Annotated in this window: 18 protein-coding genes and 7 pseudogenes; 4 read left to right on the plus strand and 21 right to left on the minus strand. The window is 41.1% G+C overall.

From position 1 onward, the window contains the following. Positions 1–8: 8 nt before the first annotated feature. From P4S61_RS01630 to P4S61_RS01655, 6 genes and pseudogenes are all read right to left on the minus strand, one after another. A pseudogene (locus tag P4S61_RS01630) lies at positions 9–2,694 on the minus strand (DUF349 domain-containing protein). After that, positions 2,684–2,965 (minus strand): annotated as a pseudogene (locus P4S61_RS01635) (YeaC family protein). Before P4S61_RS01635 ends, P4S61_RS01630 begins: the two co-directional pseudogenes overlap by 11 nt. Then, positions 2,962–3,290 (minus strand): annotated as a pseudogene (locus tag P4S61_RS01640) (hypothetical protein). Before P4S61_RS01640 ends, P4S61_RS01635 begins: the two co-directional pseudogenes overlap by 4 nt. A gap of 181 nt (positions 3,291–3,471) precedes the next feature. After that, a pseudogene (locus P4S61_RS01645) lies at positions 3,472–4,978 on the minus strand (alanine/glycine:cation symporter family protein). A 370-nt stretch (positions 4,979–5,348) separates the two neighbouring features. Next, positions 5,349–6,479, minus strand: a complete 1,131-nt coding sequence (locus tag P4S61_RS01650) for a M14 family metallopeptidase (protein WP_182731902.1) — start codon at positions 6,477–6,479, stop codon at positions 5,349–5,351. A 208-nt stretch (positions 6,480–6,687) separates the two neighbouring features. Beyond that, positions 6,688–8,130 (minus strand): glyceraldehyde-3-phosphate dehydrogenase, encoded by a 1,443-nt coding sequence (locus P4S61_RS01655; protein ID WP_145241596.1) that lies wholly within the window; start codon positions 8,128–8,130, stop codon positions 6,688–6,690. Between the two features lie 176 nt (positions 8,131–8,306). Here P4S61_RS01655 and P4S61_RS01660 point away from each other — a divergent pair, with 176 nt between their 5' ends. Beyond that, positions 8,307–9,107, plus strand: coding sequence for a DUF2989 domain-containing protein (locus P4S61_RS01660; protein WP_145241594.1), 801 nt, complete (start codon positions 8,307–8,309; stop codon positions 9,105–9,107). A gap of 58 nt (positions 9,108–9,165) precedes the next feature. On the opposite strand, the gene ihfA is transcribed toward P4S61_RS01660, so the two are convergent. The 5 genes from ihfA to P4S61_RS01685 all read right to left on the minus strand — a co-directional run bounded on the left by ihfA (position 9,166) and on the right by P4S61_RS01685 (position 15,028). Next, on the minus strand, positions 9,166–9,459 hold the full coding sequence (gene ihfA, locus P4S61_RS01665) for an integration host factor subunit alpha (RefSeq protein WP_016707763.1): 294 nt from the start codon (positions 9,457–9,459) through the stop codon (positions 9,166–9,168). A gap of 2 nt (positions 9,460–9,461) precedes the next feature. Beyond that, on the minus strand, positions 9,462–11,849 hold the full coding sequence (gene pheT, locus P4S61_RS01670; RefSeq protein ID WP_182758682.1) for a phenylalanine--tRNA ligase subunit beta: 2,388 nt from the start codon (positions 11,847–11,849) through the stop codon (positions 9,462–9,464). Positions 11,850–11,864: 15 nt separating this feature from the next. Then, entirely contained in the window at positions 11,865–12,845 is a 981-nt protein-coding gene (gene pheS / locus P4S61_RS01675) for a phenylalanine--tRNA ligase subunit alpha (RefSeq protein WP_145241591.1), read from the minus strand. Between the two features lie 417 nt (positions 12,846–13,262). Then, positions 13,263–13,973 (minus strand): DnaA inactivator Hda, encoded by a 711-nt coding sequence (gene hda, locus P4S61_RS01680; RefSeq protein ID WP_182731917.1) that lies wholly within the window; start codon positions 13,971–13,973, stop codon positions 13,263–13,265. Then, on the minus strand, positions 13,973–15,028 hold the full coding sequence (locus tag P4S61_RS01685) for a DUF2066 domain-containing protein (protein ID WP_182735413.1): 1,056 nt from the start codon (positions 15,026–15,028) through the stop codon (positions 13,973–13,975). The genes hda and P4S61_RS01685 overlap by 1 nt, the downstream gene beginning before the upstream one ends. Positions 15,029–15,322: 294 nt before the next feature. On the opposite strand from P4S61_RS01685, the gene P4S61_RS01690 reads away from it, so the two are divergent. Beyond that, a complete protein-coding gene (locus P4S61_RS01690; RefSeq protein WP_145241588.1) occupies positions 15,323–15,940 on the plus strand; it encodes a LysE family translocator in 618 nt (205 codons plus the stop codon). Between the two features lie 82 nt (positions 15,941–16,022). Here P4S61_RS01690 and recR read toward each other — a convergent pair. The 8 genes and pseudogenes from recR to P4S61_RS01730 all read right to left on the minus strand — a co-directional run bounded on the left by recR (position 16,023) and on the right by P4S61_RS01730 (position 22,535). Further along, positions 16,023–16,631, minus strand: a pseudogene (gene recR, locus P4S61_RS01695) (recombination mediator RecR). An 8-nt stretch (positions 16,632–16,639) separates the two neighbouring features. Beyond that, complete coding sequence (locus P4S61_RS01700; RefSeq protein ID WP_145241584.1) at positions 16,640–16,966, minus strand: YbaB/EbfC family nucleoid-associated protein; 327 nt, start codon at positions 16,964–16,966, stop codon at positions 16,640–16,642. 55 nt (positions 16,967–17,021) lie between these two features. After that, positions 17,022–19,392 (minus strand): annotated as a pseudogene (gene dnaX / locus P4S61_RS01705) (DNA polymerase III subunit gamma/tau). Positions 19,393–19,395: 3 nt separating this feature from the next. Then, positions 19,396–19,942: pseudogene (gene apt / locus P4S61_RS01710) on the minus strand (adenine phosphoribosyltransferase). Between the two features lie 137 nt (positions 19,943–20,079). Further along, on the minus strand, positions 20,080–20,202 hold the full coding sequence (locus P4S61_RS01715) for a hypothetical protein (protein WP_257325665.1): 123 nt from the start codon (positions 20,200–20,202) through the stop codon (positions 20,080–20,082). Positions 20,203–20,275: 73 nt separating this feature from the next. Next, positions 20,276–21,025, minus strand: coding sequence for an HvfC family RiPP maturation protein (locus P4S61_RS01720; protein WP_182731897.1), 750 nt, complete (start codon positions 21,023–21,025; stop codon positions 20,276–20,278). 1 nt (position 21,026) lies between these two features. Further along, on the minus strand, positions 21,027–21,881 hold the full coding sequence (locus P4S61_RS01725) for an HvfB family MNIO-type RiPP peptide maturase (RefSeq protein WP_442961539.1): 855 nt from the start codon (positions 21,879–21,881) through the stop codon (positions 21,027–21,029). 87 nt (positions 21,882–21,968) lie between these two features. Then, positions 21,969–22,535, minus strand: coding sequence for an HvfA family oxazolone/thioamide-modified RiPP metallophore (locus P4S61_RS01730; RefSeq protein ID WP_145241576.1), 567 nt, complete (start codon positions 22,533–22,535; stop codon positions 21,969–21,971). A 208-nt stretch (positions 22,536–22,743) separates the two neighbouring features. Between P4S61_RS01730 and P4S61_RS01735 the strand changes: the two genes are divergently transcribed. Both P4S61_RS01735 and P4S61_RS01740 read left to right on the plus strand, forming a co-directional pair. Then, positions 22,744–23,700, plus strand: a complete 957-nt coding sequence (locus tag P4S61_RS01735; RefSeq protein ID WP_145241574.1) for a tRNA-dihydrouridine synthase — start codon at positions 22,744–22,746, stop codon at positions 23,698–23,700. A gap of 71 nt (positions 23,701–23,771) precedes the next feature. After that, complete coding sequence (locus P4S61_RS01740; protein WP_145241572.1) at positions 23,772–24,116, plus strand: TraR/DksA family transcriptional regulator; 345 nt, start codon at positions 23,772–23,774, stop codon at positions 24,114–24,116. A gap of 16 nt (positions 24,117–24,132) precedes the next feature. Here P4S61_RS01740 and P4S61_RS01745 read toward each other — a convergent pair whose 3' ends face one another. Both P4S61_RS01745 and P4S61_RS01750 read right to left on the minus strand, forming a co-directional pair. Then, positions 24,133–25,185: a hypothetical protein gene (locus P4S61_RS01745; RefSeq protein WP_337117663.1), complete on the minus strand. Its 1,053-nt coding sequence runs from the start codon at positions 25,183–25,185 to the stop codon at positions 24,133–24,135. Positions 25,186–25,247: 62 nt separating this feature from the next. Next, positions 25,248–26,507, minus strand: a complete 1,260-nt coding sequence (locus tag P4S61_RS01750) for a hypothetical protein (RefSeq protein WP_145241568.1) — start codon at positions 26,505–26,507, stop codon at positions 25,248–25,250. Positions 26,508–26,513 lie beyond the last annotated feature (6 nt).

Genomic DNA, 26,513 nt, shown 5'->3' on the forward strand with positions numbered 1-26,513 from the left:
TAGATTATTTAAATGCTAAATACCGCTTTTAAACGTCCTAGTGTGTCAGCATCAACTGAACCTTGACCCAAAGCCAATAACTGTTTTAAGTAATAATGTGAGATCAGCTTGTTCACCGCGATGCTTATCGTCAAGCATTGCAACCTGCTCAGCCATACGCGGTGCTCCCTCAGGACTGGCAACATTAGCTAGAATTTCCATTCTTAGCATCAGTTGTGTAATGGTTAAATGCGTATCAGCACCCCCTTGCCATTGTGCAGGGATTGCTTGCTGGTTTTCAAGCGCACTAAATAAAGCGCTAAAATCAGCCTGTGCTGCTTGCTCTGTCAGCACAGCTAATTTACCATCAATGTTAGCTAATAGCTTTTGCATGCGGTTATTTAGTTCTTTGCTCCCTTCAAGCGCAATTAGCTTAGTGCGTAAATCAAGTAATTGTGCTTTTTGATTAACCGCTGGTAATGCGTCTTCAAGTTCACTCAGTTGTGCTGCGATAACTGCGTTGTCGGCGGCTTGTTGCTGCTTATGCTGAGCAAACTCTTCACTGCGTTTAGCAAATGTCACATCGTTGCATTGACGGAATTTTTGCCATAATGCATTTTCAGCTTTTACACCCGCAAAGCCTACTCCCTGCCACTGCTGTTGCAGCTCTTTGAGCTGCTGACAAGCATCAGCTAAGTCTTCACTTACTGATAATTGCTGTGCTTGTTCAACTAGTGCATTTTTTGCTGCCGCGTTGCTTTTATGAAACGCATTCAACGCATTGAATACTTGCTGTTGCTGCGCTTTATATTGTGTTTGCAAAGCACGGTATACTTTTGGCTCTACATTACCAGCATTACGCCATACTTTATTGATACGATTGTATTGGCTTTCAAACTCTTTCCAATCAAACTCATCACTCGTCGTATCAGTATCAGCCAATGATTTCATCTGAGTAATAATCGCTTCGCGTTCAAGTTTCGTCGTTTCGCGCTGTTGTTCTAGTTGCGCAAAATGTTCACGACATGGTACAAATAATAGCTCGATCTTGTCATCAAACTCTTTACCTTGCGCCTGCTCTTGCTCGGTATCTAAACGCCCAAGCTCATTCCAACGACGACGTAATGTTTTCACTTCGTTTGCACGCGCCTTGGGATCTGTGCAAGGTTGATTGAGCAAACTGGTAATTTCAGTTAGTAGCTCTTCACGCTTAGGGGCAGACGCATACTTTTGCCAATCACGAGCATTTTCTAACTGCTGCTCAAGATCTGCTTTGACTTTTTCAAGACTTTGCTGACTAACTGGAGTTAACGTTTCATACAGCTCAATAAAGCCTTTAAACACACCAAATGCAACATTAAAACGGCCTTGTTCAATAAGGCGCTGAACATCGCGTCCTTTGCGAGTAGCTTGTTGCTGATTTTTCGTTAATTTATCACTAATAGGTGCAACAGCTTTATCCCAGCGTTGTTGTTGCTCATTTAATTGTGCTTTAAAAGGCCCTTGTAAAGGCTTAGGTAACTGAGCTAGAGATGCATTCGCCGCTTTATACGTCTGCTTAAATTGGCGATTAGCCTCATCATAATTTGCTTGGTCAATATCGTCAGTGTTGATACTGCTCAATTCTTTTAATGAAGTTTTAAAAACCCTGATCGCTTCACTAAGCTCTGGTAATTTAGCTACTTGCTTAAACAAACTTGTTAATCTGCCAGTCACTTGGTTTTTTTGCCCGCCGTCTTGCAGTTCGCTTTGTGTCAATGTTTCCTGTGCTTGTGCAACTTTAGCTTCCAACCAATCTTGTTGTATTTGCTCTGGTGTTTCTAAGCCAACTTGTAGCGCATTTTCAATTTCATCACTTAACGCTTCTAAATTTGCCAACGCCAATAATTGTCGTTGCTGCTGAGCTAACCGTTGTTGTTGTTGCTCATGCACAGCTTGTAATTGACTAACTAACTCATTTAATTTTTCGGTTAGTACGATGTATTTATTTGCAACCGTCTCGCGTTGTTCTGGATTTAACCAGGTTGAATCAAGTGCCTGCCATTGCTGAGTAAGTTCGCCATATTGTTGAGTAACAAGCGCATAGTCTTGCTTTTCACGTAATGCATTAAGTTTTGCCAAGATAACACGAGTATCATTTTGTACTTTTAATGGCATTTCAATTGCTAAACGCTCATTTTCTATATGCGTCTCAAGGGCTACTTTTGCCTCATCATGTGCATGCTTAACTAAGTTTTTCACTAATTGATGGGTGATCACTTGCTCAACAAGGTTTACTTGTAGTTCGCTTGAACCTTCTTTAAACGCCTTTTCAACTAACTTAGGATTAGCCAAGCGTTTTAATAGCTTCACTCTTACTTGTAGTTCTTTTTCTGCAAATGCAAGTTTTTCAAGTGTTTTTACTGGAGCAAAACGCTCTATGTATTCGTTTTTAATTTGGCTAGATAAGTTACTTTCATCACTCAGTACGGCATTTGATATATGCTGTTCTGCTAATTCTTTTAAACTTTGATCTTGTTTATACGCCTGCCACCACAACACTAAATCATTGACTTTATTAAGCGCTTTTTTACGGATCTCTGCTGAACTATCTTCCAGAGCTAATGCATTTAAAATCGTCGCATCACGCTCTACATCTAGCTTTTCAATTGCCTCTAAACGTACTTGTTGCTTTGGGTGCTTCCACTTCGGGGTAAAAAGGTGTTTAAAGATCATTTTCACTAAACCTTGCTATTTCGTTGTCTGCGGTAAATTCTTTTTGCAATTGTGCTTTGGTTTTTGCACCATTTCACCATTAGAACCTATGGTGAATTGCTCATTTGTTTGCGCTACTTTTGCTTGGTAAAGCATAACTAATTGCACTGTCTGCTGCTTTTTGCTCGTCACTGAGTACCGTGCCATCAGGCCACTTACCTGTTGCTGCACCATACTGAAGGCGTTCGAATAATTCTGGGGTAATTGTTTTTACGAGATTATCGATGTTCATGTCATTTTCTTTTTTAAAGTCACTAAAATAACGCGGTTTATTAAATACCAAATACAACCGATTGCAATGGCTGCGGTGCATGCGTACCACGATGGGTTTCAGGTTCTGGATGTAAAAAGTATAAACTAAAGAAACCACCTAAAAATATCAGTAGAGCAAAAAAAGAATGATTCATAAACATTTGTTGTTTTTGAATGCGTTTTTCGCGCGCTAGCTGTTGACGTTGTTCATCATCAAGCTGCGCTACATTATTCTCACAGTGAGGGCACTGTTGGTGTTTATCGGATATTGACTTATTACAACTAGGACAACGAACAATTGCCATATCTTTCTCCATACTTCGCATAAAAATCTACGCATAAAAAAGGCGCCTTGCGGCGCCCTTTGTTGTACGTGTTTTATTTGTCGTTGTCTTTTTTCAATTGCAGCCAATAGCTGAGATCCGAAAAACAACGAGTATCTAATTTTTACAATAACCAAAACATGTCTGATTACGCCACTCAATCCTATAACTGAGAGTCTTTTGATTGTTTTGCGAGACGCTTTTCCCAAAAAGTAGCGTTTTTGATCCCTAACTTAACAGGGTCAAATGTGATATCCCCACCTTTTTTCTTCTGATCTTCGTAATCGCGCAAACATAATAGCGCAGGTCTAGCCACAAAGAATATTGATAAAATGCCCAATATATTTATCCAAGCCATTAAACCCACACCAATGTCACCAATACTCCAGATATAACCAGAGCTGTTTACCATGCCATATGACACCATAAACATAATCACAAATTTCACCATCACAAGCGGAATAGTGCCTTTAAAATAACGATTTAAATATGCAATATTGGTTTCAGCAATATAGTAATAAGCAAGTATTGTAGTAAAAGCGAAGAAGAACAATGCAATACCAACAAATGCTTCACCAAAACCACCAAACACGCTGAATAAAGCCATTTGCGTGAAAGCAGCTGAACCAACTTCAGTTGCAGCATCAACGTTTTGTACAATAAATTGCCCTGCAGGTAATTCACCCACTACATTGTATTGCTGGGTAATTAAAATCATTAATGCTGTCGCAGTACAAACAAAAATAGTATCAACATAAACAGAAAAAGCTTGCACTAAACCTTGTTGGGCTGGGTGATCAACTTCGGCCGCTGCAACTGCATCGCGGTCCGGTACCTTGACCAGCTTCGTTAGAATAAATACCACGTTTTACACCCCAACCAATAGCGGCACCAAAACCGGCCTGTGCGGTAAACGCATCTGTTATGATTAAAGAGAAGATATCAGGTACTTTATCGATATTTAAAAATACCACGATTAAAGCTAATACTATGTAGCCTAACGCCATAAATGGCACCACAATTTGAGTAAAGTTAGCAATACGCTTAATACCACCGAAGATAATAAACGCTAAAACAATAAGAATAATTGCCAAAGCAACCAATTTAAAGCTACCGACTTCACCAAAACTCGTTGAGACCATAGTGCCATCACCAAACACTTGGGTAAACGCGTTGCCAACAGCATTGGCTTGCACGCCCAGCAGAAAAACACCACATGCAATAATTGCCGACACGGCAAATAAAATCGCCAGCCATTTTTGTTCTAAACAGCGATCAAAATAATATGCTGGGCCGCCGCGATATTGGCCATCTTCTTCTGTTTTATAAATTTGCCCTAATGTTGATTCGGCGTACGCTGTACTTGCTCCTAAAAAAGCCACAACCCACATCCAAAAAATAGCACCTGGGCCACCAAAACCAATAGCTGCCGCTACACCGGCTATATTACCAACCCCTACTCGTCCAGATAACGACACAGCCAATGCTTGAAAAGATGAGATCCCTTTATCTGAGGTGTTAGGGCTAAATAGTAATTTGCACATTTCTTTAAAATGTCTAACTTGAGCAAATCGGGTTAATACAGAATAGAACAAGCCTGCGCCTAGGCATAAATAGATGAGTGCGTTACTCCAAACAACATCATTAACAGCGCTTACAAAAGCTTCCATGGATATCCTCTATAGTTATATTTATTATTTTCTAGTTACGATACTCTGCTGTAGCTAATCAGAATGCGCGACATATGGCTATGGGAAATAAGGTAACAACATTACTACCTCCCCTGCAACTTTTTGAATATTAACTTAAACGTTCTAAGTTTGTTAACACTTAATTTTCAAAATAACTACTTTTAAAATTTAATTAACCCTACATGGTTTTATGTAGGTAACTTAAAGATACGGCTCGAACAGAGCTTGGAAAAGATTTAAATAACACATTAAGCAAATATCATCGCTTTATTAACGTCGCTAATGCCATTCATCGCGATTAAAAAAACTAAGGGCATCGATATGAATGATGCCCTTAGTAACAAACACGTTATCTTAATTTATCTACTACGTTAACAATCGCAGCCAAGGTGTCTTGGCCAAATTGATATGAACGGCGATCTGACCAGCCATAATCAGGATCTGGTAAACCATCGTTATCTTTAAATGGCATTTCAACCGTGTAAGCAAGCGCTTTAAATTCTTCTGCAACAGCTGATGACCCCACCGTTAGATTGGCTTGACCTGGCTCATCTTTCGGGTAACCGTGGATATCTTGAAACTCAGGAGTCACTATGTGCAATGCCGCTTTAAAACTGTCTTCTAAGTCTTTTAAGCGCGCATCATAGCTTGGGATACCTTCACTACCGGCTACAAAGTTATATGGAATCGCTTCATCTCCGTGAATATCAAGGTGCATATCAACACCGGTCTCACGCATTTTATTTAGCACTAAATATACTTCAGGGCTATTTTCCATGCTTGGAGTTTGCCATTCACGATTTAAGTTAACTCCTTTTGCGTTAGTACGTAAATGCCCACGAGCACTACCATCAGGATTCATATTGGGTACAATATAAAATACCGCTTTTGATAACAATGCTGCTGCATGTGGATCTTCATCATCTAATAACTTATGTAATACACCTTCAACAAACCATTCGGCCATCGTTTCGCCTGGATGTTGACGGGCTGTTATCCAAATTGTTTTCTTATTTTCATCACTTTCGCCACCAATACGCAGTACGCTCATATCACGGCCATCAAGTGTTTCACCTAAGGTTTCAAGCTGACAGGCTTCTTGGCTTTGTGCCCATGTGATTAGATCTAAGTGACGCTCGTAGCTATATGGTGCAAAGTAAGCAAAATAAACACAGCCACATTCTGGCTCAATCTCAAATGATAACGTGCCATCAGCATAGTTTGAAGGAACACGAAACCAGGTTTGGCGATCATACGATGCAACAGCCTGATAACCTTCCCAGCCGTCAGGGTAAGCTGAATTTTCAAGGTTATTGATATGTAATTTATGGCTTTGAAAAGGTGTTGTTTCTAAACGGAAATGGAACCACTGAAAAAAATCAGATAAATGATCTTTATTGATCTCAAGCTGAATATTAAGTGGATCGGTCGCGGCAATGACCTTGATATTGCCACTGTCAAAATTACTGGTGATTTTCATTTTATTAAACCTATATATGAAAAATTAATCGCTAACTTATCGCTTGTTAGTTAGAAATTAAATAACGCCCACTATAATGGGCGCATTGTTATTAAAATGTAGCAAACTGGAGACAGCCTACCACATGGCTTGGGTTTTGAAAAAACATTCATGACTAAAAAAGCCAGCGAATGCTGGCTTTTTGTAAAGATTTTTAAGCTATTACCAATTAACGTGGCAAGCTTGGGAATGAAACCTCGGCCATATCGCGCATACAACGCACAACTTGGCAGCTGTAACCAAACTCATTATCATACCAAACATAAAGTACAATACGGTTGTCATCAACGATAGTGGCGGTTGAATCAACCACACCCGCATAACGACTGCCGACTAAATCGGTAGACACAATCTCAGTAGAGGCCGTGTAATCAATTTGGTCGCGTAACTCTGAATGCAGAGCAGCATGGCGTAAGAACGAGTTTAACTCCTCAACCGTGGTGCTGGTCGCAAGGTTTAAGTTCAAAATAGCCAGAGACACATTCGGTGTAGGTACACGGATTGCGTTACCCGTTAATTTGCCTTCAAGTTCTGGTAATGCTTTTGAAACGGCTTTAGCTGCGCCAGTCTCAGTGATCACCATATTAAGTGCTGCGGCACGGCCACGACGATCTGCTTTGTGGTAGTTATCAATCAAATTTTGGTCATTAGTGTACGAGTGAACTGTTTCAACGTGACCATTGTTAATACCAAACTTATCATTAAGTGCTTTTAATGTTGGTGTGATTGCGTTGGTAGTACAGCTTGCTGCACAAACAATTTTATCTTCCGGTTTGATATCGTGGTTATTAACACCATATACGATGTTTTTGATATTGCCTTTCGCCGGTGCTGTTAATAGTACTTTTGCAGCGCCTTTTGATTTTAAATGTAAGCCAAGGCCAGCTTCATCTTTCCAGATCCCCGTATTATCAACGATCAATGCGTTTTCAATACCATATGCTGTGTAGTCAATTTCATCTGGAGAGTTAGCATAGATCACCTGAATGTAGCTACCATTGGCTTTTATTGCATTACGTTCTTTATCAATGGTGATTGAACCATTAAAAGGACCATGAATTGAATCACGGCGTAATAGGCTAGCACGCTTTTCAAGGTCGCCGTCTTTACCACCACGAACAACGATTGCACGTAAGCGTAAATCCGCATAAGGACCTGATTTTTCAATTAACAAACGCGCTAGTAAACGACCGATACGACCAAAACCATATAACACCACATCGCGTGGCTCTTTGGCTTGTGAGTTTACAATTTCAGCTAACTCGTCGTTTAAATACTCTTCGATAGAACGACCATTTGCAACATCGTTAAATAAATAACCATAAGCCAGTTTACCAATATCGATACGTGCAGAGTTTAAATCCATTTTGCTAATAGCTTCTAAAAACGGAAAGCTTTCACGTAAACGAAGTTTAGTGCCTTCAAACTGCGCCACTGTTTTGTGAGATTTGATGATATCAATTGTACTGGCATTGACGAGAGGACGGCCATATACCGCGATTTCAATACCACGATTACGATAAAGCTTTCCAATGATAGGTTGCATGCTTTCTGCGTAATCTTGGCGTTCTTGCCAACTATTTGTGTATTCTAACTCGTGAGATGAGGTCATTTTATTTACCTAATTAAACAATTTTTGAACGGATAGCCATAAGACGTATTGAGTTTTGAGAGCAACACGCCTCAGTGGGCTTCGCTATTCTAATTTAAACTAACTTTATTCTCCACTGTTAGAGAGCAATTCATTACGCTAGAATAACAAGGTAATTATTAAGGTGAGGTTAAGGGATGTTACTAAGAGCAAGTGTTTTACTGAGTTTGTTGGCATTAACTGGGTGTGAAGAACCGTTGACACTTGCACAGGTGTGTAAAGAAACCCCAGGTTTATGTAATGATTTAAATAAAGATAGTCACTGTAAAGCCCAACGTGCTGATGTGATCATGGCGCGTTACCATGAATACAAACAACCGACTGATAATAACAAATATTTATTATTAAAAGGTTTTGAAAAATACGATCAATGCGTATCGCTGGCGGCAAAAATTGAACATATCAAATTAAAAGAAAAAACCACCTCCCGCGTTGAAGCACATTTAACCAGTATCAAGGAAATGACGCGGTTATTTCAAGATACCAAAAATACTAACCACCCTGGGTTGTTGTATTATCATTGGTCTCGCAATAATGACCAATCAGCCCTGACTAAATTACTTGCGCTTGAAAACGATCCTAGTGTCACTGAGGACGCTGAAATCCAGTTTTTCTTAGCCAGTTATTATATTAAGTTTGATGAAGATAAGACCATAGACTTACTGTATAAAACGTTAGAGCTAAACAAAGCTGAACAAACTCCAAACCCCGAGATTTACACCTCATTGATCAGTTTATTTTATAAACAGGAAAAATATAAGCATGCCTATACTTTTGCAAAAATTGCACAGCTTTCTGGGATAACCAATGTTGAAATATTCCCGATTGAGCAGCAACTCACAGCAACAGGAAAAAGTCTCAGCGGATTAGATACCCTCGCACAGCAAACCTACGACAGTATTCAAGCTGGGCAGTTTGTTTCACCACGGGATTTTTAATCGTGTTCAAACTTAGTTTATAGAAAAGAAAAAGGCAGCTGACGCTGCCTTTTTTAATTTATTTGCTCGTACCAACTTCAACACGAGTTTTGAGCTTTTGACCAGGTCGAAAGGTGACGACGCGTCGTGCCGAAATAGGGATATCTTCCCCAGTTTTCGGATTACGGCCAGGCCTTTCTTTCTTGTCACGAAGATCAAAGTTACCAAATCCAGAGAGCTTAACCTGCTCGCCTTTTTCAAGCGCTGAGCGGATTTCTTCAAAAAACGCTTCAACTAAATCTTTGGCATCCTTTTTATTGATCCCCAATTTTTCAAATAGGTGTTCAGCTATGTCGGCTTTAGTAAGCGCCATATCTAGTCCCTCAACGATGCATTAAACTGTTCGGCCAGTGCGGCCACCACGTTATCAACTACTAGATTGATATCTTTCTCTTCGAGTGTTCTATCAACCGCTTGCAGTGTTAGAGCAATCGCCAAACTCTTATAATTTGGCTCAATACCTTTGCCCTTATACACATCGAATAAGTTTAGGTCAACCAATTGATTTCCGCCAACTTTTTCTATCACTGATAAAATGTCGCCAGATTTCACCTGATCTTCCACTAAAATAGCGATGTCGCGGCGGTTTGAAGGGAACTTCGAAACCCCTACAGCCTCTGGTAAATTTCTTTTTTCAATGGCTGACATTTCAATTTCAAACACATAAGTCGCATTATTGATATCTAACGATTTTTGTACTTGAGGATGAATAGCACCAAAGAAACCGACCTTTTTACCTTCAACATAAATCACCGCAGATTGGCCCGGATGTAAGCCATCTGATTGCTCTGCTTTGATTTCAAAACGCGTTATATCATTGGTTAATGAAAGTAATGCTTCAACGTCACCTTTTAAATCATAAAAATCAACGGTGCGCTTTTCTTCAACCCAATGTTCACCATGTGCCAGACCGGTAATAGCCCCACCAATAACTGCAACTTGGTTTACGCCATTCTCTGCGTTTTCATCACGTAGAAATTTAAGGCCATGCTCAAATAAACGAATACGTGGCTGCTGGCGGTTTTGATTATACATTACTGATGCCAGTAAACCTGGCATAAGGCTCACACGCATTGCCGACATTTCAATCGAAATTGGATGTGGCAAAACCAGCGCGTCACTGTCTGGGTGTAAAATAGCTTGTGCTTTAGGGTCAACAAAGCTGTATGTGATCGCTTCTTGATAACCACGAGTCACTAGCGTATTGCGAAATTTGCTCACTGCAATATTGGCTTCGTTATGAGTGGTCATTTTTAATTTAGCAGTCGGTGCTACGTTTGGAATACTGTTGTAACCATATACGCGAGCTACTTCTTCAATTAGATCTTCTTCAATACGAATATCAAAACGGTAGCTTGGTACATCTGCACTCCACACACCATCGACAATTTTCACATCAAGCCCTAAACGGGTTAAAATGTCGGTTACTTTCTCATCTTCAATATGATGACCAATAACACGGTCTAAACGCGCACGACGAAGACGCACTTCAGTGACCTTAGGAAGCTTATCTTTTGCAACAGCTTCAACTACAGGGCCTGCTTGACCGCCTACAATCTCAAGTAACAACGCAGTTGCACGTTCTATTGCATCATGTTGCAGCGCAAAATCCACACCGCGTTCATAACGATGCGATGCATCTGTGTGTAAACCATAGCTACGAGCTTGCCCTGCGATAGCAACTGGATTAAAAAACGCACTTTCTAATAGAATATCCGTTGTTTGCTCGGTAACGCCTGATTGCTCACCGCCAAAGATACCGGCAATCGCCAGCGCTTTGTTATGGTCGGCTATTACTAAGGTAGATTCATTCAACTTAGCAGTATTACCATCTAGTAATACCAGCTCTTCACCAGCATGGGCGCTACGTACTTTGATACCGCCTTCAATCGCATTTAAATCAAAAGCATGCATTGGATGGCCAAGTTCAAGTAACACATAGTTAGTTACATCAACCACAGGGTCAATTGCGCGCACGCCACTACGACGAAGCTTCTCAACCATCCAAAGTGGTGTTGTGGCGTCAAGGTTGATGCCTTTGATCACACGCCCTAAATAACGAGGGCAGGCTTCATCGTTTACTAGTTCAATTGATACTTTATCATCAATAGTTGCTGCAACCGCTGGTATTTCTAGGGCTTTAACATCAATACTGTTAAGTACGCCCACTTCACGAGCGATGCCTTTAATACCTAAACAGTCACCACGATTCGGGGTTAAATCAACATCAATAATGTTGTCATCAAGGCTTAAGTATTCACGTAAGTCTGTGCCAACAGGTGCATCAAGTGGCAACTCCATGATACCGTCGCCTTCTTCGCTAATACCCAACTCCACGAATGCACACAGCATGCCGTGAGACGGTTGACCACGTAGTTTGGCTTTTTTAATTTTAAAATCGCCCGGTAATACAGCGCCAACCATAGCTACTGCAACTTTGATACCTAAACGGCAATTTGGCGCACCACATACAATATCTAATAGCTCATCGCCACCGACATTGATTTTAGTTACACGTAGTTTATCTGCATCAGGATGCTGACCACATTCAACTACTTCACCGACAACAACGCCAGAGAATTCTGCCGCAGCGGGCTCTACGCCATCTACCTCAAGGCCGGCCATCGATAACTGTTCCGAAAGAGCCTGCGTGTCAATTGCAGGATTAACCCACTCTCTTAACCACTTTTCACTAAATTTCATGTTATTTCTTCACTCTTAACGGAACTGATTAAGGAATTTCAAATCGTTTTCGAAAAACGCACGTAAGTCATTTACCCCATAACGCAGCATGGTTAAACGCTCTACACCCATACCAAAGGCAAAACCAGTGTATTTTTCTGGATCAATTCCCACTGATTTAAGCACGTTAGGGTGCACCATTCCGCAACCTAATACTTCTAACCATTTTCCGTCTTTACCCATCACATCAACTTCCGCTGAAGGCTCTGTAAATGGGAAAAATGAAGGACGGAAACGAATTTCCATATCTTCTTCAAAAAAGTTACGCAAGAAATCGTGCAAAATACCTTTAAGCTCAGTAAAGCTTACATCAGTATCAACCATCAACCCTTCAACCTGATGGAACATCGGCGTATGTGTTTGGTCGTAATCGTTGCGGTATACACGCCCTGGAGAAATAATACGCAGCGGCGGTTGCTCAGCTTCCATGGTGCGAATTTGCACACCACTGGTTTGCGTACGCAACACCAGTTTTGGATTAAAGTAAAAAGTATCGTGATCAGCACGCGCTGGGTGATGCTCAGGAATATTTAGCGCGTCGAAGTTATGAAAATCATCTTCTACTTCTGGGCCAGATTTAACCGCAAAACCTAATTCGCCAAAAAAGCTCTCAATCCGCTCAATGGTACGCGTCACTGGGTGTAAACCACCTGTTGGCATAACGCGACCGGGCAATGTTACATCGATTGTTTCAGCGGCTAATTTCTCTTCAAGGGCCTTGCTTGCTAGTAATTCGCGCTTGTCGTTAATCGCAACTTGTACATCTTGCTTAGCTTGGTTAATTACTTGGCCTGCTTCTTTGCGTTCTTCAGGGGCAATTTTACCAAGGGTTTTTAATAGATTCGTGATTTCGCCTTTTTTACCAAGGTAGTTAACCCTGATATCTTCAAGCTGCGCGATTTCACTGGCACTGGCGACCGCCTCAAGTGCTTGCGCTAATATATTTTCTAAGTTCATTCGATACCTGATCTGTCACAGAAGGTGATTTAAGTAATAGCTAATGATAACTGAAAGCAATGGCTAGATTCCAGACCTTATACCAATCTTATTGAATTCTTTCCCATTCTGGTTAAGCAAAATGGGAAGTTAGACGATTTTGTAGAGAAAACTAGGGTCTGTTGATCTTTCAAGGTTAAATTTGCAGCAGTCTGTTTGGTATTTAGGCAAGGCAGAGCCTATGTGGTGTGGTTATTCCCCATAAATAGGCGATAACGCAGCATCAATGCCAAACAGGCGCTGCCCGAAGGGTTCTGCCTAGGGGCAATTAACTCTTTGTTGCTCGGCTTTTACTTAGCCCACTAGGTTACAAACCTCGCGCCGCGATTAAATTGCCCCTAGTTTGAACAAATATTAATCCGCAAAGGCCAACAGACCCTAGAGTTTTAGAGTGGATTTTATGAAAGGAATTGTCAATTTACGTTGTGCAGCCATCGAGGCATGGTCAAGTTTATCAAGCACATCAAGTAACGCTCGCATATCACGACTCAAACGCGTTAATAAAAAGCGCGCACATTCATCACTGAGCTCTAAACCGCGCATATTGGCGCGCTTTACTAAGGCTTCGGCTTTATCATCATCACTCATAGAACGGATTTGAAATGTCGTACCCCATTTTAATCGTGACTCAAGATCCGGCAAGTTAATGTTAAGCATGTCTGGTAACAGATCCGCTGTCACTACTAAGCATTTACCCGGTTCGTTAAAACGGTTAAAAAAATTAAACAACGCTTTTTCCCACGCATCGTTACCAGCTACTAAGTGCACATCATCAATACACAACACATCAAGCGCGTCTAAGCCATCGAGCACCATAGGGCCAAAATCAATCACTTCGCGCATTGATAGCAGCATAGTCGATAAGCCATGCTCTTGGGCATGAATACAGGTTGCATACAGTAAATGTGATTTACCCGAATCTCCTAAACCACATAAATATGTATATTGAAAAGTGGTTGCTAAACTTTTAAAAGCATTTTTTAAATGACTCACTTCCAGTGAATTTTCACCACCAAAATAAGATGCAAAGGTTTCATCATCCGGCAACGTTACCGGTAATGCCATTTGCACCGGCTCAATTGTCTGCATTACAAACCAACCCATTGATATTCTAAATCGTCTTGCGCTACTACGGGATAAAATGCACGAGGATCAACAAATGGTTGAAAAGCACGGTCGAGCTCTAAGGCTTTTTGTAAATCATGCATACTACCAGTGTGATTGATCGCAAAACTAACTACATCAGCAGTACGAGAACGAATTGTCACTTGGGTAACTACGCTTAAGCTCTGTAGCTGACGTTTAGCCAACTCAATATCGACAAAGTTAGTGGTGCCTTTTAATTTAAATACCGCTTGGGCAAGCTGCGTTGTAGAATTTGGATCAACCGCATATTCATTGGCCAAGCCAGCTGCTAAGCTGTCGATCATTAAGGCTATGGCTTGTTGTTTATCACCGCTTACTCTATTTGCTTCAAACAGCTCATCATTAGTAAAGCGCCAATCCAACAACCAAATCTCGCTGTCAGGTTGTTTGTATAAACGCGCGGTAATACTGCGTTCTGCACTATAACGGCTTGATGCCTGTTCGACTGGCGAGGAGAAATTACCCCACACCTCAGGTATTCCCACTAATGCACGGTCTTGTAAATCAAGCAACGGTACCACGACTGGCAAGCCACGTCGCGCTGCGGTGCTATAAATTAGTTGCTCTAGCTGCGGATAACTTTCTTGGGTAACAAGTTCACGACGCCAGTTATCTTCAATGGCAAGCCAAATAGCCACCAGCGGGCGACGCGTACCCCACAATGGTAAATTAAGCTCTTTGACGAGTGCATTAATTTTATTTGCTTCAAATTTAACCACGAGATTAAGTTGACCATTGGCTTTTTCGTCGTATTCAAATTTGAGCATGTAATCTGATATATCTTTACTACGTTGCTGAGCGATTGGATTTTGATCCGCATTCGGATCGCCACTAACCTTAACCAGTACATTGAGCAACGCCTCTCGGCTGGCGCTGAGTCGAGCATCGCGAGATTTGTCAGATACTTTTAATACGTCCTGATATAGATCAGTAACTTCAACCGCAGTCGCAGTAAAACTTAGGAAAATGATGATAATAGCAATAAATAATCTAGACACAGGGCATTAGTTCTTGGTTTTAAACTGTTTTGATCCTAATTCAAAGCACCCAACAAAGCAAAAATATATTTGTTAAAACCCACTTACAAATAAGTGCTTGTGATCAGTGCATAGAAGCTTCCTGCTACATGCTCCTCAAAGATCTAAATTAGCTTGCGTATTAGTAATCAGTTTATGCTTTATCGCCAGTGCTAACAATCTCTTAATTGTGCTTAACCATCCCAAATTGGTTTCTAACCCTTTCAAAAACAATTACCATTGCGCATTCTATTACAGCAACTAACGGATGCTTACATGCTCGACTTCGCAGTCCTGGGGGTATTTATACCCACCTTCTTTTTTGTCTCTATTACACCTGGGATGTGTATGACTTTAGCCATGACCTTAGGAATGAGTATTGGCGTGCGCAGAACTATGTGGATGATGATTGGCGAATTACTTGGCGTTGCTATTGTGGCTGTTGCAGCAGTCGCAGGGGTGGCAAGTATCATGCTCAACTACCCGACACTTTTTAGCGTATTAAAATGGCTCGGTGCAGGTTATTTAGTCTATATTGGGGTTGCAATGTGGCGAGCAAAAGCAACCATCAAATTAGGCGCAGACAGTAAATTAAAAGTATCTCGCCAAGCGCTATTCTCACAAGGGTTTATCACCGCGATTGCCAACCCTAAAGGCTGGGCGTTTATGATTTCCCTGCTACCGCCGTTTATAAATATTGACTACGCGATTGCGCCACAATTGAGTATGTTAGTCGCCATCATTATGCTCAGCGAGTTCACTTGCATGATGCTCTATGCCACTGGCGGTAAAAGTTTACGGCTGTTTTTAAACCAAGGTGACAATATCAAGTGGATGAACCGCATCGCTGGCAGTTTGATGGTTGGCGTTGGAGTATGGTTAGCGCTTAGCTGAGTCGCTTTATTTTAGAGCGACTATAAAAGCCTGCAAATGCAGGCTTTTCGCTTTCAAAGAATTTATTTACTTAACTGCAAAGCTAATTTTGACTAACCACTCGTCGGCCACTAAATGCATGCATTAATGTCATGCCATCGAGCAAATCAAGTTCGCCACCGACCGGAATACCATGGGCTATCCGCGATGCATCAACTTTATAACGGTGACAAAGCTGGGCAATATAATGCGCTGTAGTTTCCCCTTCAACTGTAGGGTTGGTCGCTAATATAACCTCGTTTATCCCACCTTGTTGCAACTTACTTTCAAGAATATCAAGGCCAATTTCATTTGGACCAATACCATCGATAGGTGATAAATGTCCCATCAATACAAAGTACAAACCTTTATACTGGCCAGTTTGTTCAATCGCCAACACATCGGTAGGTGATTCAACCACACATAAAATTCCGCTATCTTGACGTTTGGGGCTTAAACAGATTTCACACTGCGGCTGCTCTGCAAAAGTACGACACGATTGACAGTGTCCAATAGCAGTCATCGCTTTGGTAAGTGCATTACCAAGCTGAGTGCCCCCTTACGGTCACGCTCAAGCAAATGGAACGCGATGCGCTGCGCTGACTTTGGGCCTATGCCCGAGCTGACAGCGCAATGCTTCAATTAGCTGGTTTAAACTCTCTGAAAGCTGCATATTTTATCTTAAAATGGCATTTTCATACCTGGTGGTAATTGCATACCGCCAGTTACTTTACCCATGCGCTCTTGTGTTTCTTCTGCTACACGGCGAACTGCGTCATTACACGCAGCGGCAAGTAAGTCTTCAATAAGATCTTTTTCGTCTTCCATTAAACTTTCATCAAGTTCAACACGTCGAACATTATGGTTTCCAAGCATGGTTACTTTAACTAAACCAGCACCTGCTTCACCAACCACTTCTAAGCTAGCAATTTCGTCTTGGGCTTTTTGCATGCGCTCTTGCATTTGCTGCGCTTGCTTCATCATGTTACCCATTCCACCTTTAAACATAACTTTCTCTCTTTCTATTTCTAATTGCCATGAAGATAAGGGCTATTGCAGTGAATTACAATGCCTGAATACTGTTTTCATCGATAATTGCAGAAAATAGCTGCTGTAACTGTACGATATTTTCATCACCGTTGATCACATCAATGGCTTGCTGATGGCGCCCTGCATCAATCTTTTTGCTGAATTAAGTAAGGCGAATCTATCACCCCAGGGGCAAAATTGATTGTCAGCTCAACATTATACCCGTAAATACTGGCCAGCGCCGCACTAAGCTTTGTCTTAACATAGGGGTATCGAGATGTTTTTGCGATTCATCCACTTCTAAGTGCAGCTGTTGTTGTTGCTTTGAATAAATTGAATGCAAAGCAAATTGACGCATCCGCCCGCCAAGTCCCATCCGCTTAATTAAGTATGCCCACTCATCTTGTTGATGTGCAAAACGAATATCGCTGATCGGGCTTTGAAAATCATCCGGTATTTGAATATTTATTTCAGGCTCAGGTGCAGCAACTACTTTTTGTGGATTAATTTGCTCTAGCAATTCCGGTGCTAAATTCTCAGTAATAGTCTGATGTTTTTCTTTAAAGTCAGGTTTCACACGCTTATTTGGGGCGATATTCGGCGTGTAACCATCAGTCTCAGGCTGACTACTTGCCCCCGTTATCTGGGGCTGTGACTTTTACCGCAGTACCGCGCTCAACACGCAGCTGGTTTATTCGTTGATGGCGCCACAGATGTTTTACCACCAGAGAGCGTACCTGCACCAGAAATATTTCTATCTCGTAAAATACGTGCAATTGCGGACTGCGCTTGTAGCTTCTTTTTGGCTAATATCTGTGGTATCTGAATAGTCAGAGAATGAGCTGTTATTTTGTGCTGGAGCGGTTTGCTCTGCGCTATATTGATGCTCAGGTAAAGATTGTTCTGGCGCATGCTCAAAGCCACTATGAAAGCCCTGCTCCAATGCGTTATTCATTACCTCATCATATTGGGATACTAATTGTTGCTCAAGCTCAGCATCTGAATCATGCTCATTACCATGCGCGGCTTCGTGCATAATTCCCGAATTTGTATGTGGTGCTGTGGTCACAGTTGGCTGCGTACTCGACAGGTGCAATTTGCTCACTGGTTACAGAGTGTTCAGTTGTTGCAACGGCTTGTTCAGGTGCACTCACGGTCGTTTGTAGCGGTGCAGCTTGAGGCAATGATACTTGGTTATCAACAGGCTGTGGTGTTGCAGGCTTATTTTTATTGAGAATATCTCTCAATGCTGCTGAGCGAGACCGGTTGTTATCGGCCGCTGGAGCCTGCGCCGCAGTACTTGCAAGCATTTGGCTATCAACTGGTTGAAATGCCAGTAAGCGCAGCATAACCATTTCAAAACCTAAACGAGGCTCTGGCGCCCATTGTAAGTCTTTTTTGCCATTAAGCAGTAATTGATAATAAATTTGGATTTGTTGTGAATCGCAGCTCTTTGCTACTTCATTAATAAACTCGCGATTATATTCATCTAACTTGGCGGCATCGGGCACTAATTGGGTTAATTGTGCTAAATGTGTAAGGCCAATTAGATCATCTATACAAAGCAATATAATTTGGGTTTTGGGTGGCAACTTGCTCGATTTGCGCCATCAATGCATGGCCGTCTTGGGCTAACTTAATGCAACCAGCAAGTGCTGGCTATAATGGTTGTCCATCAACCCTAGCATTGCTTGCACCGCTTGATGCTTAATATCACCATTCGTTTGAGCAATCGCTTGATCAGTTAAACTCAACGCATCACGCATACTGCCATCAGCCGCTTTGGCGATAATTTGCAGGGCTTGAGTTTCAAAACTTAATTTTTCTTCGCCTAACACATATTCAAGTTGTTGGAGTATTTCAGGTTGCGATAACGCATTAAGATTAAACTGCAAACAACGCGATAAAATGGTGACAGGCAGTTTCTGTGGATCCGTCGTCGCTAATAAAAACTTAACGTGCTCAGGCGGCTCTTCCAAGGTTTTTAATAATGCATTGAAACTATGCTTTGAAAGCATGTGTATTTCATCGATCAGGTACACTTTGTAGCGACCGCGAGTTGGCGCGTACTGCACGTTATCCAATATCTCACGGGTATCTTCAACTTTAGTGCGCGATGCTGCATCTATTTCAAGTAAGTCAATATAACGACCAGTTTCGATATCTATACAGCTGCTACACTTGCCACACGGTTGCGCCGAAATGCCTTCATCACAATTTAAGCTTTTTGCAAAAATACGTGCGATGGTGGTTTTACCCACCCCGCGAGTCCCAGTGAACAAATAAGCGTGATGCAGTCTGTTTTGTGTTAAAGCATTAATAAGCGCTTGTTTCACATGGGACTGACCGACCAATTCATGAAAGGTCTGTGGACGCCATTTTCTCGCTAGGACTTGATAACTCATTAATTATTCGCCTTCGAATTCAACCAATTTTAGGATTTTAATCCCCATTTTTGCAATGCGTTGCTCGCCACCAAGTTCTGGTAAAGAGACTACAAATGCTGCATCTGTCGCATGACCACCCAGCTTATTGACTAATTTAGCGGTCGCTTCAATGGTACCGCCGGTTGCTAATAAGTCATCGACTAAAAGCACTTTGTCACCTGGGACAATGGCATCTATATGCAGCTCTAATACATCTTCACCATATTCTAGCTGGTAATCTTGAGAGATCACTGCACGTGGCAGTTTGCCCGCGTTTACGCACTGGAATAAAAGGAATACCTAATGCATATGAAAGCGGCGCACCGAAGATAAAACCACGTGATTCAGTACCTATAATCTTGGTAAAACCTTGATCTTTATAAGCTGAAATAAATGCATTAATTGTTGCTTGAAATGCAGCGGGATTAGCCATTAGCGTAGTTACATCACGGAACATAATGCCTGCTTTAGGGTAATCTGCAATAGTAGTTATGCTATCTTTAATGATAGATGGAGTTACTTGAGTCATAATTTAAACTGTTTTATCTGTAATATTACAAAGCAGACAATTATAACATCACAAAAATGAGTTGTCGGTAAGAAGTTAAATAATTAAGTAATAAGACTGTATTATATACAGCCTTATTATAATTTAGCAGTGCTAAATTAAGAGACTGTGGTGATCCAGCCTAGGATTGCATTTAAACAGCCGATTCCTGCAAACACAGCTAAGAACGCAAGAAAATACATTGCATTAAACGGATCTTTAAAATCTTTATCTTCTGACATAGGTACTACCTTTTATTAAGCGCGACGAATTAAGCCGCACATAATAGACGATGTAAAATAATCAATAAAGACTTTAAGGGTGATTTTTTGTCACGATAACGCCACGTTCCGCCATTGCATGTAATGTTACTGTAGCACCTTGAACAAGCTGTTCTGTAGTAAATTGCGGCGCTTGTAAAGCAACTTGCTCCACCAACGAAGCTAATTTGATACTCGGTGTTGTGTCTATAATTGCCAGTAATAATGCGGTCATTGCATTGGTAGCAAGAAATTGTACTTCGTCATCGGTATCGCGATACACCACAAAATAATGAGGCTGTTCACTAGGCTGCTGTGGTTGAAAATCAACACTGATATGCTGTACAGCAAACTGATAACTTAAATTTCGCGCGCAACTACTCATATAAAGAGGCACATTACTCAGCGGTGCATTAATGATGCAATCAGTTGGATCCGCATGCGCAACCGAGACATCAAGCTCAATCCATTCATAATGAGCAAGTTCAAGCATAAAGGGGGGATCAATTTCTTGCAATTGGTAATCACTACTTAAATACGCAATAAACTCACTAGCAATATCCAAAAAATAAGGTGATTGACAATCGTGTTCAGCAAAAAATTGGCGAACTAATCTTAACCAATTGTTATCGCTGTAGAGTGTTTTCAGAACCGGAAATGCTGAGGAAATAAAGCCATTGATATTATTGAAAAATAAATCACGGTAGATCGCCATACGACGCTCTTCAATGTCATCGGGCTTTGGTTGTGTATCTGGCGCTCGAATATGCGCCATAAACGCTTGTTGGGTTTCAATAAAATTCATATCAGGCACTTTCTTTACGCTGTATTATTGCGTGCTTGGCTTGTAGTTGATGAATTATATCCAGCTCTTTGGTAAGCTCAGCGATAGCTGGAATATTAAAATCACGTTCCAATAAAGTCGCAAACACTCCATGATGTTGATAAGCACGATCAAGTAATTGCCAAACAGGGTCAATCACGTCAGCGCCGTGAGTATCAATAAGTAAATCATCCGCCTCATTGAAATGCCCTGCGACATGACCATACGCTATACGTTGCGATGGCAAGCTAGCTAGAAAATGTTCTGCATCATAACCATGATTTATCGAATTCACATAAATATTATTTACATCGAGTAATAACTTACAATCAGCTTGCTGTAATATTTCAGTGGTAAATTCTAACTCGCTCATTTGCTGACCAGGTGCGGCATAATAAGACACATTTTCGATAGCTATTTGCTGCTCGAGAATATCTTGCACCTGTTTTATCCGCCCAACAACATGGGCAATCGCAGCTTCAGTAAATGGGATCGGCATCAGATCATACATGTGGCCGCTGCCGGAACAATAACTAAGGTGCTCACTAAAAAGCTTAACATTATGTGCTTTGAAAAAGACTTTTAATGCTTTAACAAATTCAATATCTAACGGTTCAGGAGAGCCGATGGATAATGACAAGCCATGACAAACAAAATTATTTGTATCGGTCAGTGACTTAAACTGCTTAGCAAAGCGACCACCGAGTTTTAACCAGTTCTCAGGCGCCACTTCCATAAAATCAATTTGCTTTGGTATCTGCATCAGCAATTCATCGAGCATTTCTCTACGCAGCCCAAGCCCTACCATGCCAAATTCACTGTTACTAGATACAGTCATATCAACTCCTTCATTTAAAAGGGCCACAATGCGGCCCTTTTATAAACATACTACTTAGCTAAAGTGCAGGTTACTTAACTTATCTAATTAATGGCTACCGCATTTGCCTTCTTTTTTAGCTTTAGCATCGCCGCCGCACTTACCTTCTTTGTTAGCTTTATCGTGTTTAGCGTCGCCGCCACATTTTCCTTCGCCGCACTTACCTTCTTTTTTTGCTTTATCGTGTTTAGCATCGCCGCCGCATTTGCCTTCGCCGCACTTTCCTTCTTTTTTAGCTTTGTCATGTTTAGCATCGCCACCGCATTTGCCTTCGCCGCACTTGCCTTCTTTTTTAGCTTTGTCATGTTTAGCATCGCCACCGCATTTGCCTTCGCCGCACTTGCCTTCTTTTTTAGCTTTGTCGTGTTTGGCATCGCCACCACATTTGCCTTCGCCGCACTTACCTTCTTTTTTAGCTTTGTCGTCTTTAGTTTTAGCATCTCCACCGCATTTACCTTCGCCACATTTTCCTTCTGTCGCGTCGACTTGGTAGCCCGTTACCATTTGTTGAAATTCAAACGGATTCGCTTGAACATCTGCAGAAATAAAACTTGTGCTACCTACTACTACCGCGCCTAATGTTAACGCGATTGAATTTTTTTTAAGTGTATTCATTTTATGACTCTCTCTAAACATACAAAGGTTGTACTAAGTAGACCTTGCTACAAAAATAATATTTCATTTAATCACATATTTTTATTTATTATTGATGATAACGCTACAAAGGAGTACAAAACTGGAGTTAACTATGGGAGTAAAATTGGCATTTATCAATGTTACAGGTAAAATACGCCTCCTTATGTAAAGTCAAAGTGCCCCTATCATGAAATTAGTTTTAGCGCCTATGGAAGGGGTTGTCGATTTTAAAATGCGTCAACTACTCACCGAAATTGGCGGTTTTGATTTATGCGTCACTGAATTTGTTCGTGTTATTGATGCCTGCCTGCCTGATAAAGTATTTCATCGCTATTGCCCAGAGCTAAATAATAACGGTTTCACTCGTTCAGGCACTCCTGTGCGTATCCAATTACTTGGCCAAGTTGCACACGCATTGGCTGAAAACGCAATCAAGGTAATAGAGCTTGGCTCTCACGGCGTTGATCTTAATTTTGGTTGCCCTGCTAAAACAGTCAATCGCAGTAAAGGCGGCGCCGTACTACTAAAAGATCCTGAACACATGTATGAAATCATTAAAGCAGTCCGTGATGCCGTGCCAAGCGAGCATCAAGTAAGCGCTAAAATTCGTTTAGGTTTTGATGATGACAGTAACAGTCAAGAAATTGTTGATGCCGTTGTCAGTGCCGGTGCCAATAGTATTGCCATACATGCCCGTACAAAGCGAGACGGTTATAACCCGCCCGCTTACTGGGAGAAGATTCCACCACTGATCAAAGATAAAAACATCGCCGTGGTCGCAAATGGTGAAATTTGGCAAGTAGAAGATGCACTACTTTGCCAGCAACGTAGTGGTTGCACAGACTTAATGCTTGGTCGCGGTGCATTATCGCATCCTGATTTAGCACGTAAAATAAAAGCACACTTTAATGATGAGCACTATGATGGCCTGCAGTGGGAGCATATTCTCTATCATCTGATCCATTCAGCCATACATCATGACCCAGCGAAAGATGAAAAGTATTTTGCTTCTCGTACTAAACAGTGGCTAGGCTATTTAAAGCGCCAATATAGCCAGGCCGATACTTTATTCGATGAGATCAGGCGCCTTAAAACAAAAGAAGATGTTGCAGGTGTTTTGAAAAAATATGCTATCGCACCTTAATTTGACACACATCATAGTCGGCTTTTTTAAATTAATGAATACTGCAGCATTGCTCAACGAGGACAATGACAATGATCAATGCTCAACATCACCTTCTAAGACTTAATACAGAGTTAGAGCAAGTAAGGCAGTGCTTGCTTACGACACTATCAAGCTCAAGTAACAAATCGCATCACTCGCTAGCTGAAACCTTGCACAAAAATAACCCTGAACAATGGTTAGAGCTTACGCAAAAGCAACTTGGCACTGAATATAAAGATATCATAGTACGCTTAGAACAACTTGAAGCGGCGGTCTGCCAAATCGATATCGGCCAATATGGTTATTGCTGTGACTGTGAAGAAAAAATTGACTCGCAACGGCTGAATGCCGATCCAACAGCGCAGCGCTGTGGCAACTGCGAGCCAAGGCTATAAAAATCAGCAAGCGGACTTACGAAGTTGTTAAAAGTGTTGCAAACGCAAAACTTTGCGCCGGATAAAAAATGATATCAGCCACTAAATAATCGACTTGTTGTGGCGTCATTTTCAGCCGTTTAAGCAAATTAACTTTCGCTTGTTGGACAGTCCAAGCATGGTAATGTATGCCAAGATCGGTTTCCATCATAGCTAACCAAAAAGTACGCTCTTCATTACTTAGTCCTGTTGCAGCTTGCCCAGCATAGCCTATCAGACTCTGATAATCTTGTGCCCAATCAAAGCCAACAAGCTTTTTATTAGACAATGCAAAACGCTGTGCAAGCACGGAATAGCGATGATCAACTGCTACATGGATAGAATATGCTTCTTGCTGCATTTCCTTCAACTGAGATTGTACTGCTACTAGCCAATTTATTGGTGCTTTAGTGACGCCTGAGAAGTAATTTAACTTACTTTGATACCAAGACCCACCATTTGATATGCCATGTAAACCAACACTACCTCGGGGTGCATAGAGAGCTAAATAATCATTAAATTCAGTTAGAGTGTGTTTAAGATTTTCTGGAAGATCAACGCGAGCAAGATTTTTAGTTACCTGCACTTGTAAGGCATTAAGCTCGATTGAGTTGAGTCTAAGTTTGCTCTCTTTAGCAAGTATTAACTGCTGCTGGGTAAAACTAAGCCAATTGTTTATGTTTGCAGTAATATCGTGTTGCTGGTTATAGGCAAGCATGTTATCGAGCACAGGAATATACACCGGCCACGTAAAGTAACGCTGCGGAAAACGCTCTGCAATAATGAGGTAATCCAATGTGCGCTGAGCGACAGGAGTTAATTCAAGGGTTTGCATTGCTTGATATATGCTGTGGCGCTCTTTTAAATACGCATCACTGAATGGAAACTGTTGCTCGTTAACTGGTTTAATTTCACTTGTTGGTCTTAAAAATTGATTTAGTGTTTGCAACGCTTGCTGAGCTTGCTCTTTACTTTGATACTGATTATTCGTATCACCACATGCGCTCAAGAAAAGCGCTAAGAAGCATATCCATATTAGGTGTTTTATCATGAGTTAATCCAATAAAAAAAGCCCCATAGGGGCTTTTTATAAATTGCTATAGCGAATTAAAGTTAAATCTTAACACCGTTGCGAGCGGCTTTATCTTTAATAAATACAGACCAACCTTTCGCAAACTTACGCGTGCGAGGGTCATCCATTGCTTTAGTAATTGCAGCATAAGCTTGCTTATACTTTTCTTGATAGTAATAAGCTTCCGCTAAATCTGAATAAATAGTTCCTTTCTTATCAGAACCAAATTCAAGCGCCTTGTTCAGACGAACAACGGCAGCACTATAATTTTGCGATTGTAAAAGTAATGAACCTGCTTTGCGATAAAGCTCAGCATCGTCATCAAATTTTGCCGCTTCTTCATAGTACTTAGCTGCTTTTGCAATATCTTTTGAGCGATGGTAGTTACTTGCCACTGCACTGATATTTTGTTTATTACGCTTCACAATCTTATCATCGATAGACTTCTCTAAAACCTTAGCGGCTTTATAAGGGATCTCATTCAATGAATAGAAGTTAGACAAAACTTTATAATCAACTTCAGTTTCAAAATAACCGTTTTTGTAAGCTACTTCCATCGTCGCAAGACCAGTTTTGTAGTCTTCCGTCTGAAGGTAGTATTTACCTAAACTTACCCATGCTTTTTTATCATCTGGCCAGATACGAACAATTTCTTCACCAATTTTAACCATATTTTTATAGTCTTTAAGTTCAAAATAAGAACCTAATTTTAATTGGTAAGGGCCTTTATTAGGCTCTTTTTGAAGTTTAATTGCTTTATCTGCAGGTGCAAAAACATCTTTGAACTTTTGTAACTGGTAATTAGCTTGGGCTATACGAGTATAAACCGTTGCATCTTCTTCACCAGTAAAGTCCATCCATGCAACATAAGCATCTTTGGCTTTTTCATACTGCTCAGTACCAGCATACATATCGCCTAATGTTTTTAAACTTTGTTCTTGATCGGCAAAGTTCAAAACATCAGGGGCAACAGCTAATTTTAAGTAACCAATCGCAGTTTTGTACTGCTCTTTCTGGCCATACATACTACCTAAATAGCGATTAACTGTTGCTTTGTCGAAATCATCAGAAGCATCGATCTCTTTCAACATGGCAATTGCTTCGTCTAGCTTTTCTTCGTTATATAAGTCAAACGCTTTTATAACTTTTTTACCAGTGCGCTCACCCATGATTCTAGTTTTTGCTTTCTTCCGCGCTTCAATTTTCGCGGGATCTGGCGCTGCTAGAACCGGTGCAGTAAATACTGCACCCGAGAAAGACATAAGTACCGCAAGTGCTGTTACTTTAGATAAATTTCTCATTACTTG

It is taken from the genome of Pseudoalteromonas sp. B160 (genome assembly GCF_037162485.1).
Classification (GTDB): Bacteria; Pseudomonadota; Gammaproteobacteria; order Enterobacterales; family Alteromonadaceae; genus Pseudoalteromonas; species Pseudoalteromonas rhizosphaerae.

Coding starts and splice junctions, on each gene's coding strand:
- P4S61_RS01650 (WP_182731902.1), bottom strand. CDS start 6,479: ATGAAAATCACCAGTAATTTTGACAGTGGCAATATCAAGGTCATTGCC.
- P4S61_RS01655 (WP_145241596.1), bottom strand. CDS start 8,130: ATGACCTCATCTCACGAGTTAGAATACACAAATAGTTGGCAAGAACGC.
- P4S61_RS01660 (WP_145241594.1), top strand. CDS start 8,307: ATGTTACTAAGAGCAAGTGTTTTACTGAGTTTGTTGGCATTAACTGGG.
- ihfA (WP_016707763.1), bottom strand. CDS start 9,459: ATGGCGCTTACTAAAGCCGACATAGCTGAACACCTATTTGAAAAATTG.
- pheT (WP_182758682.1), bottom strand. CDS start 11,849: ATGAAATTTAGTGAAAAGTGGTTAAGAGAGTGGGTTAATCCTGCAATT.
- pheS (WP_145241591.1), bottom strand. CDS start 12,845: ATGAACTTAGAAAATATATTAGCGCAAGCACTTGAGGCGGTCGCCAGT.
- hda (WP_182731917.1), bottom strand. CDS start 13,973: ATGCAGACAATTGAGCCGGTGCAAATGGCATTACCGGTAACGTTGCCG.
- P4S61_RS01690 (WP_145241588.1), top strand. CDS start 15,323: ATGCTCGACTTCGCAGTCCTGGGGGTATTTATACCCACCTTCTTTTTT.
- P4S61_RS01700 (WP_145241584.1), bottom strand. CDS start 16,966: ATGTTTAAAGGTGGAATGGGTAACATGATGAAGCAAGCGCAGCAAATG.
- P4S61_RS01715 (WP_257325665.1), bottom strand. CDS start 20,202: ATGTCAGAAGATAAAGATTTTAAAGATCCGTTTAATGCAATGTATTTT.
- P4S61_RS01720 (WP_182731897.1), bottom strand. CDS start 21,025: ATGAATTTTATTGAAACCCAACAAGCGTTTATGGCGCATATTCGAGCG.
- P4S61_RS01725 (WP_442961539.1), bottom strand. CDS start 21,881: ATGACTGTATCTAGTAACAGTGAATTTGGCATGGTAGGGCTTGGGCTG.
- P4S61_RS01730 (WP_145241576.1), bottom strand. CDS start 22,535: ATGAATACACTTAAAAAAAATTCAATCGCGTTAACATTAGGCGCGGTA.
- P4S61_RS01735 (WP_145241574.1), top strand. CDS start 22,744: ATGAAATTAGTTTTAGCGCCTATGGAAGGGGTTGTCGATTTTAAAATG.
- P4S61_RS01740 (WP_145241572.1), top strand. CDS start 23,772: ATGATCAATGCTCAACATCACCTTCTAAGACTTAATACAGAGTTAGAG.
- P4S61_RS01745 (WP_337117663.1), bottom strand. CDS start 25,185: ATGATAAAACACCTAATATGGATATGCTTCTTAGCGCTTTTCTTGAGC.
- P4S61_RS01750 (WP_145241568.1), bottom strand. CDS start 26,507: ATGAGAAATTTATCTAAAGTAACAGCACTTGCGGTACTTATGTCTTTC.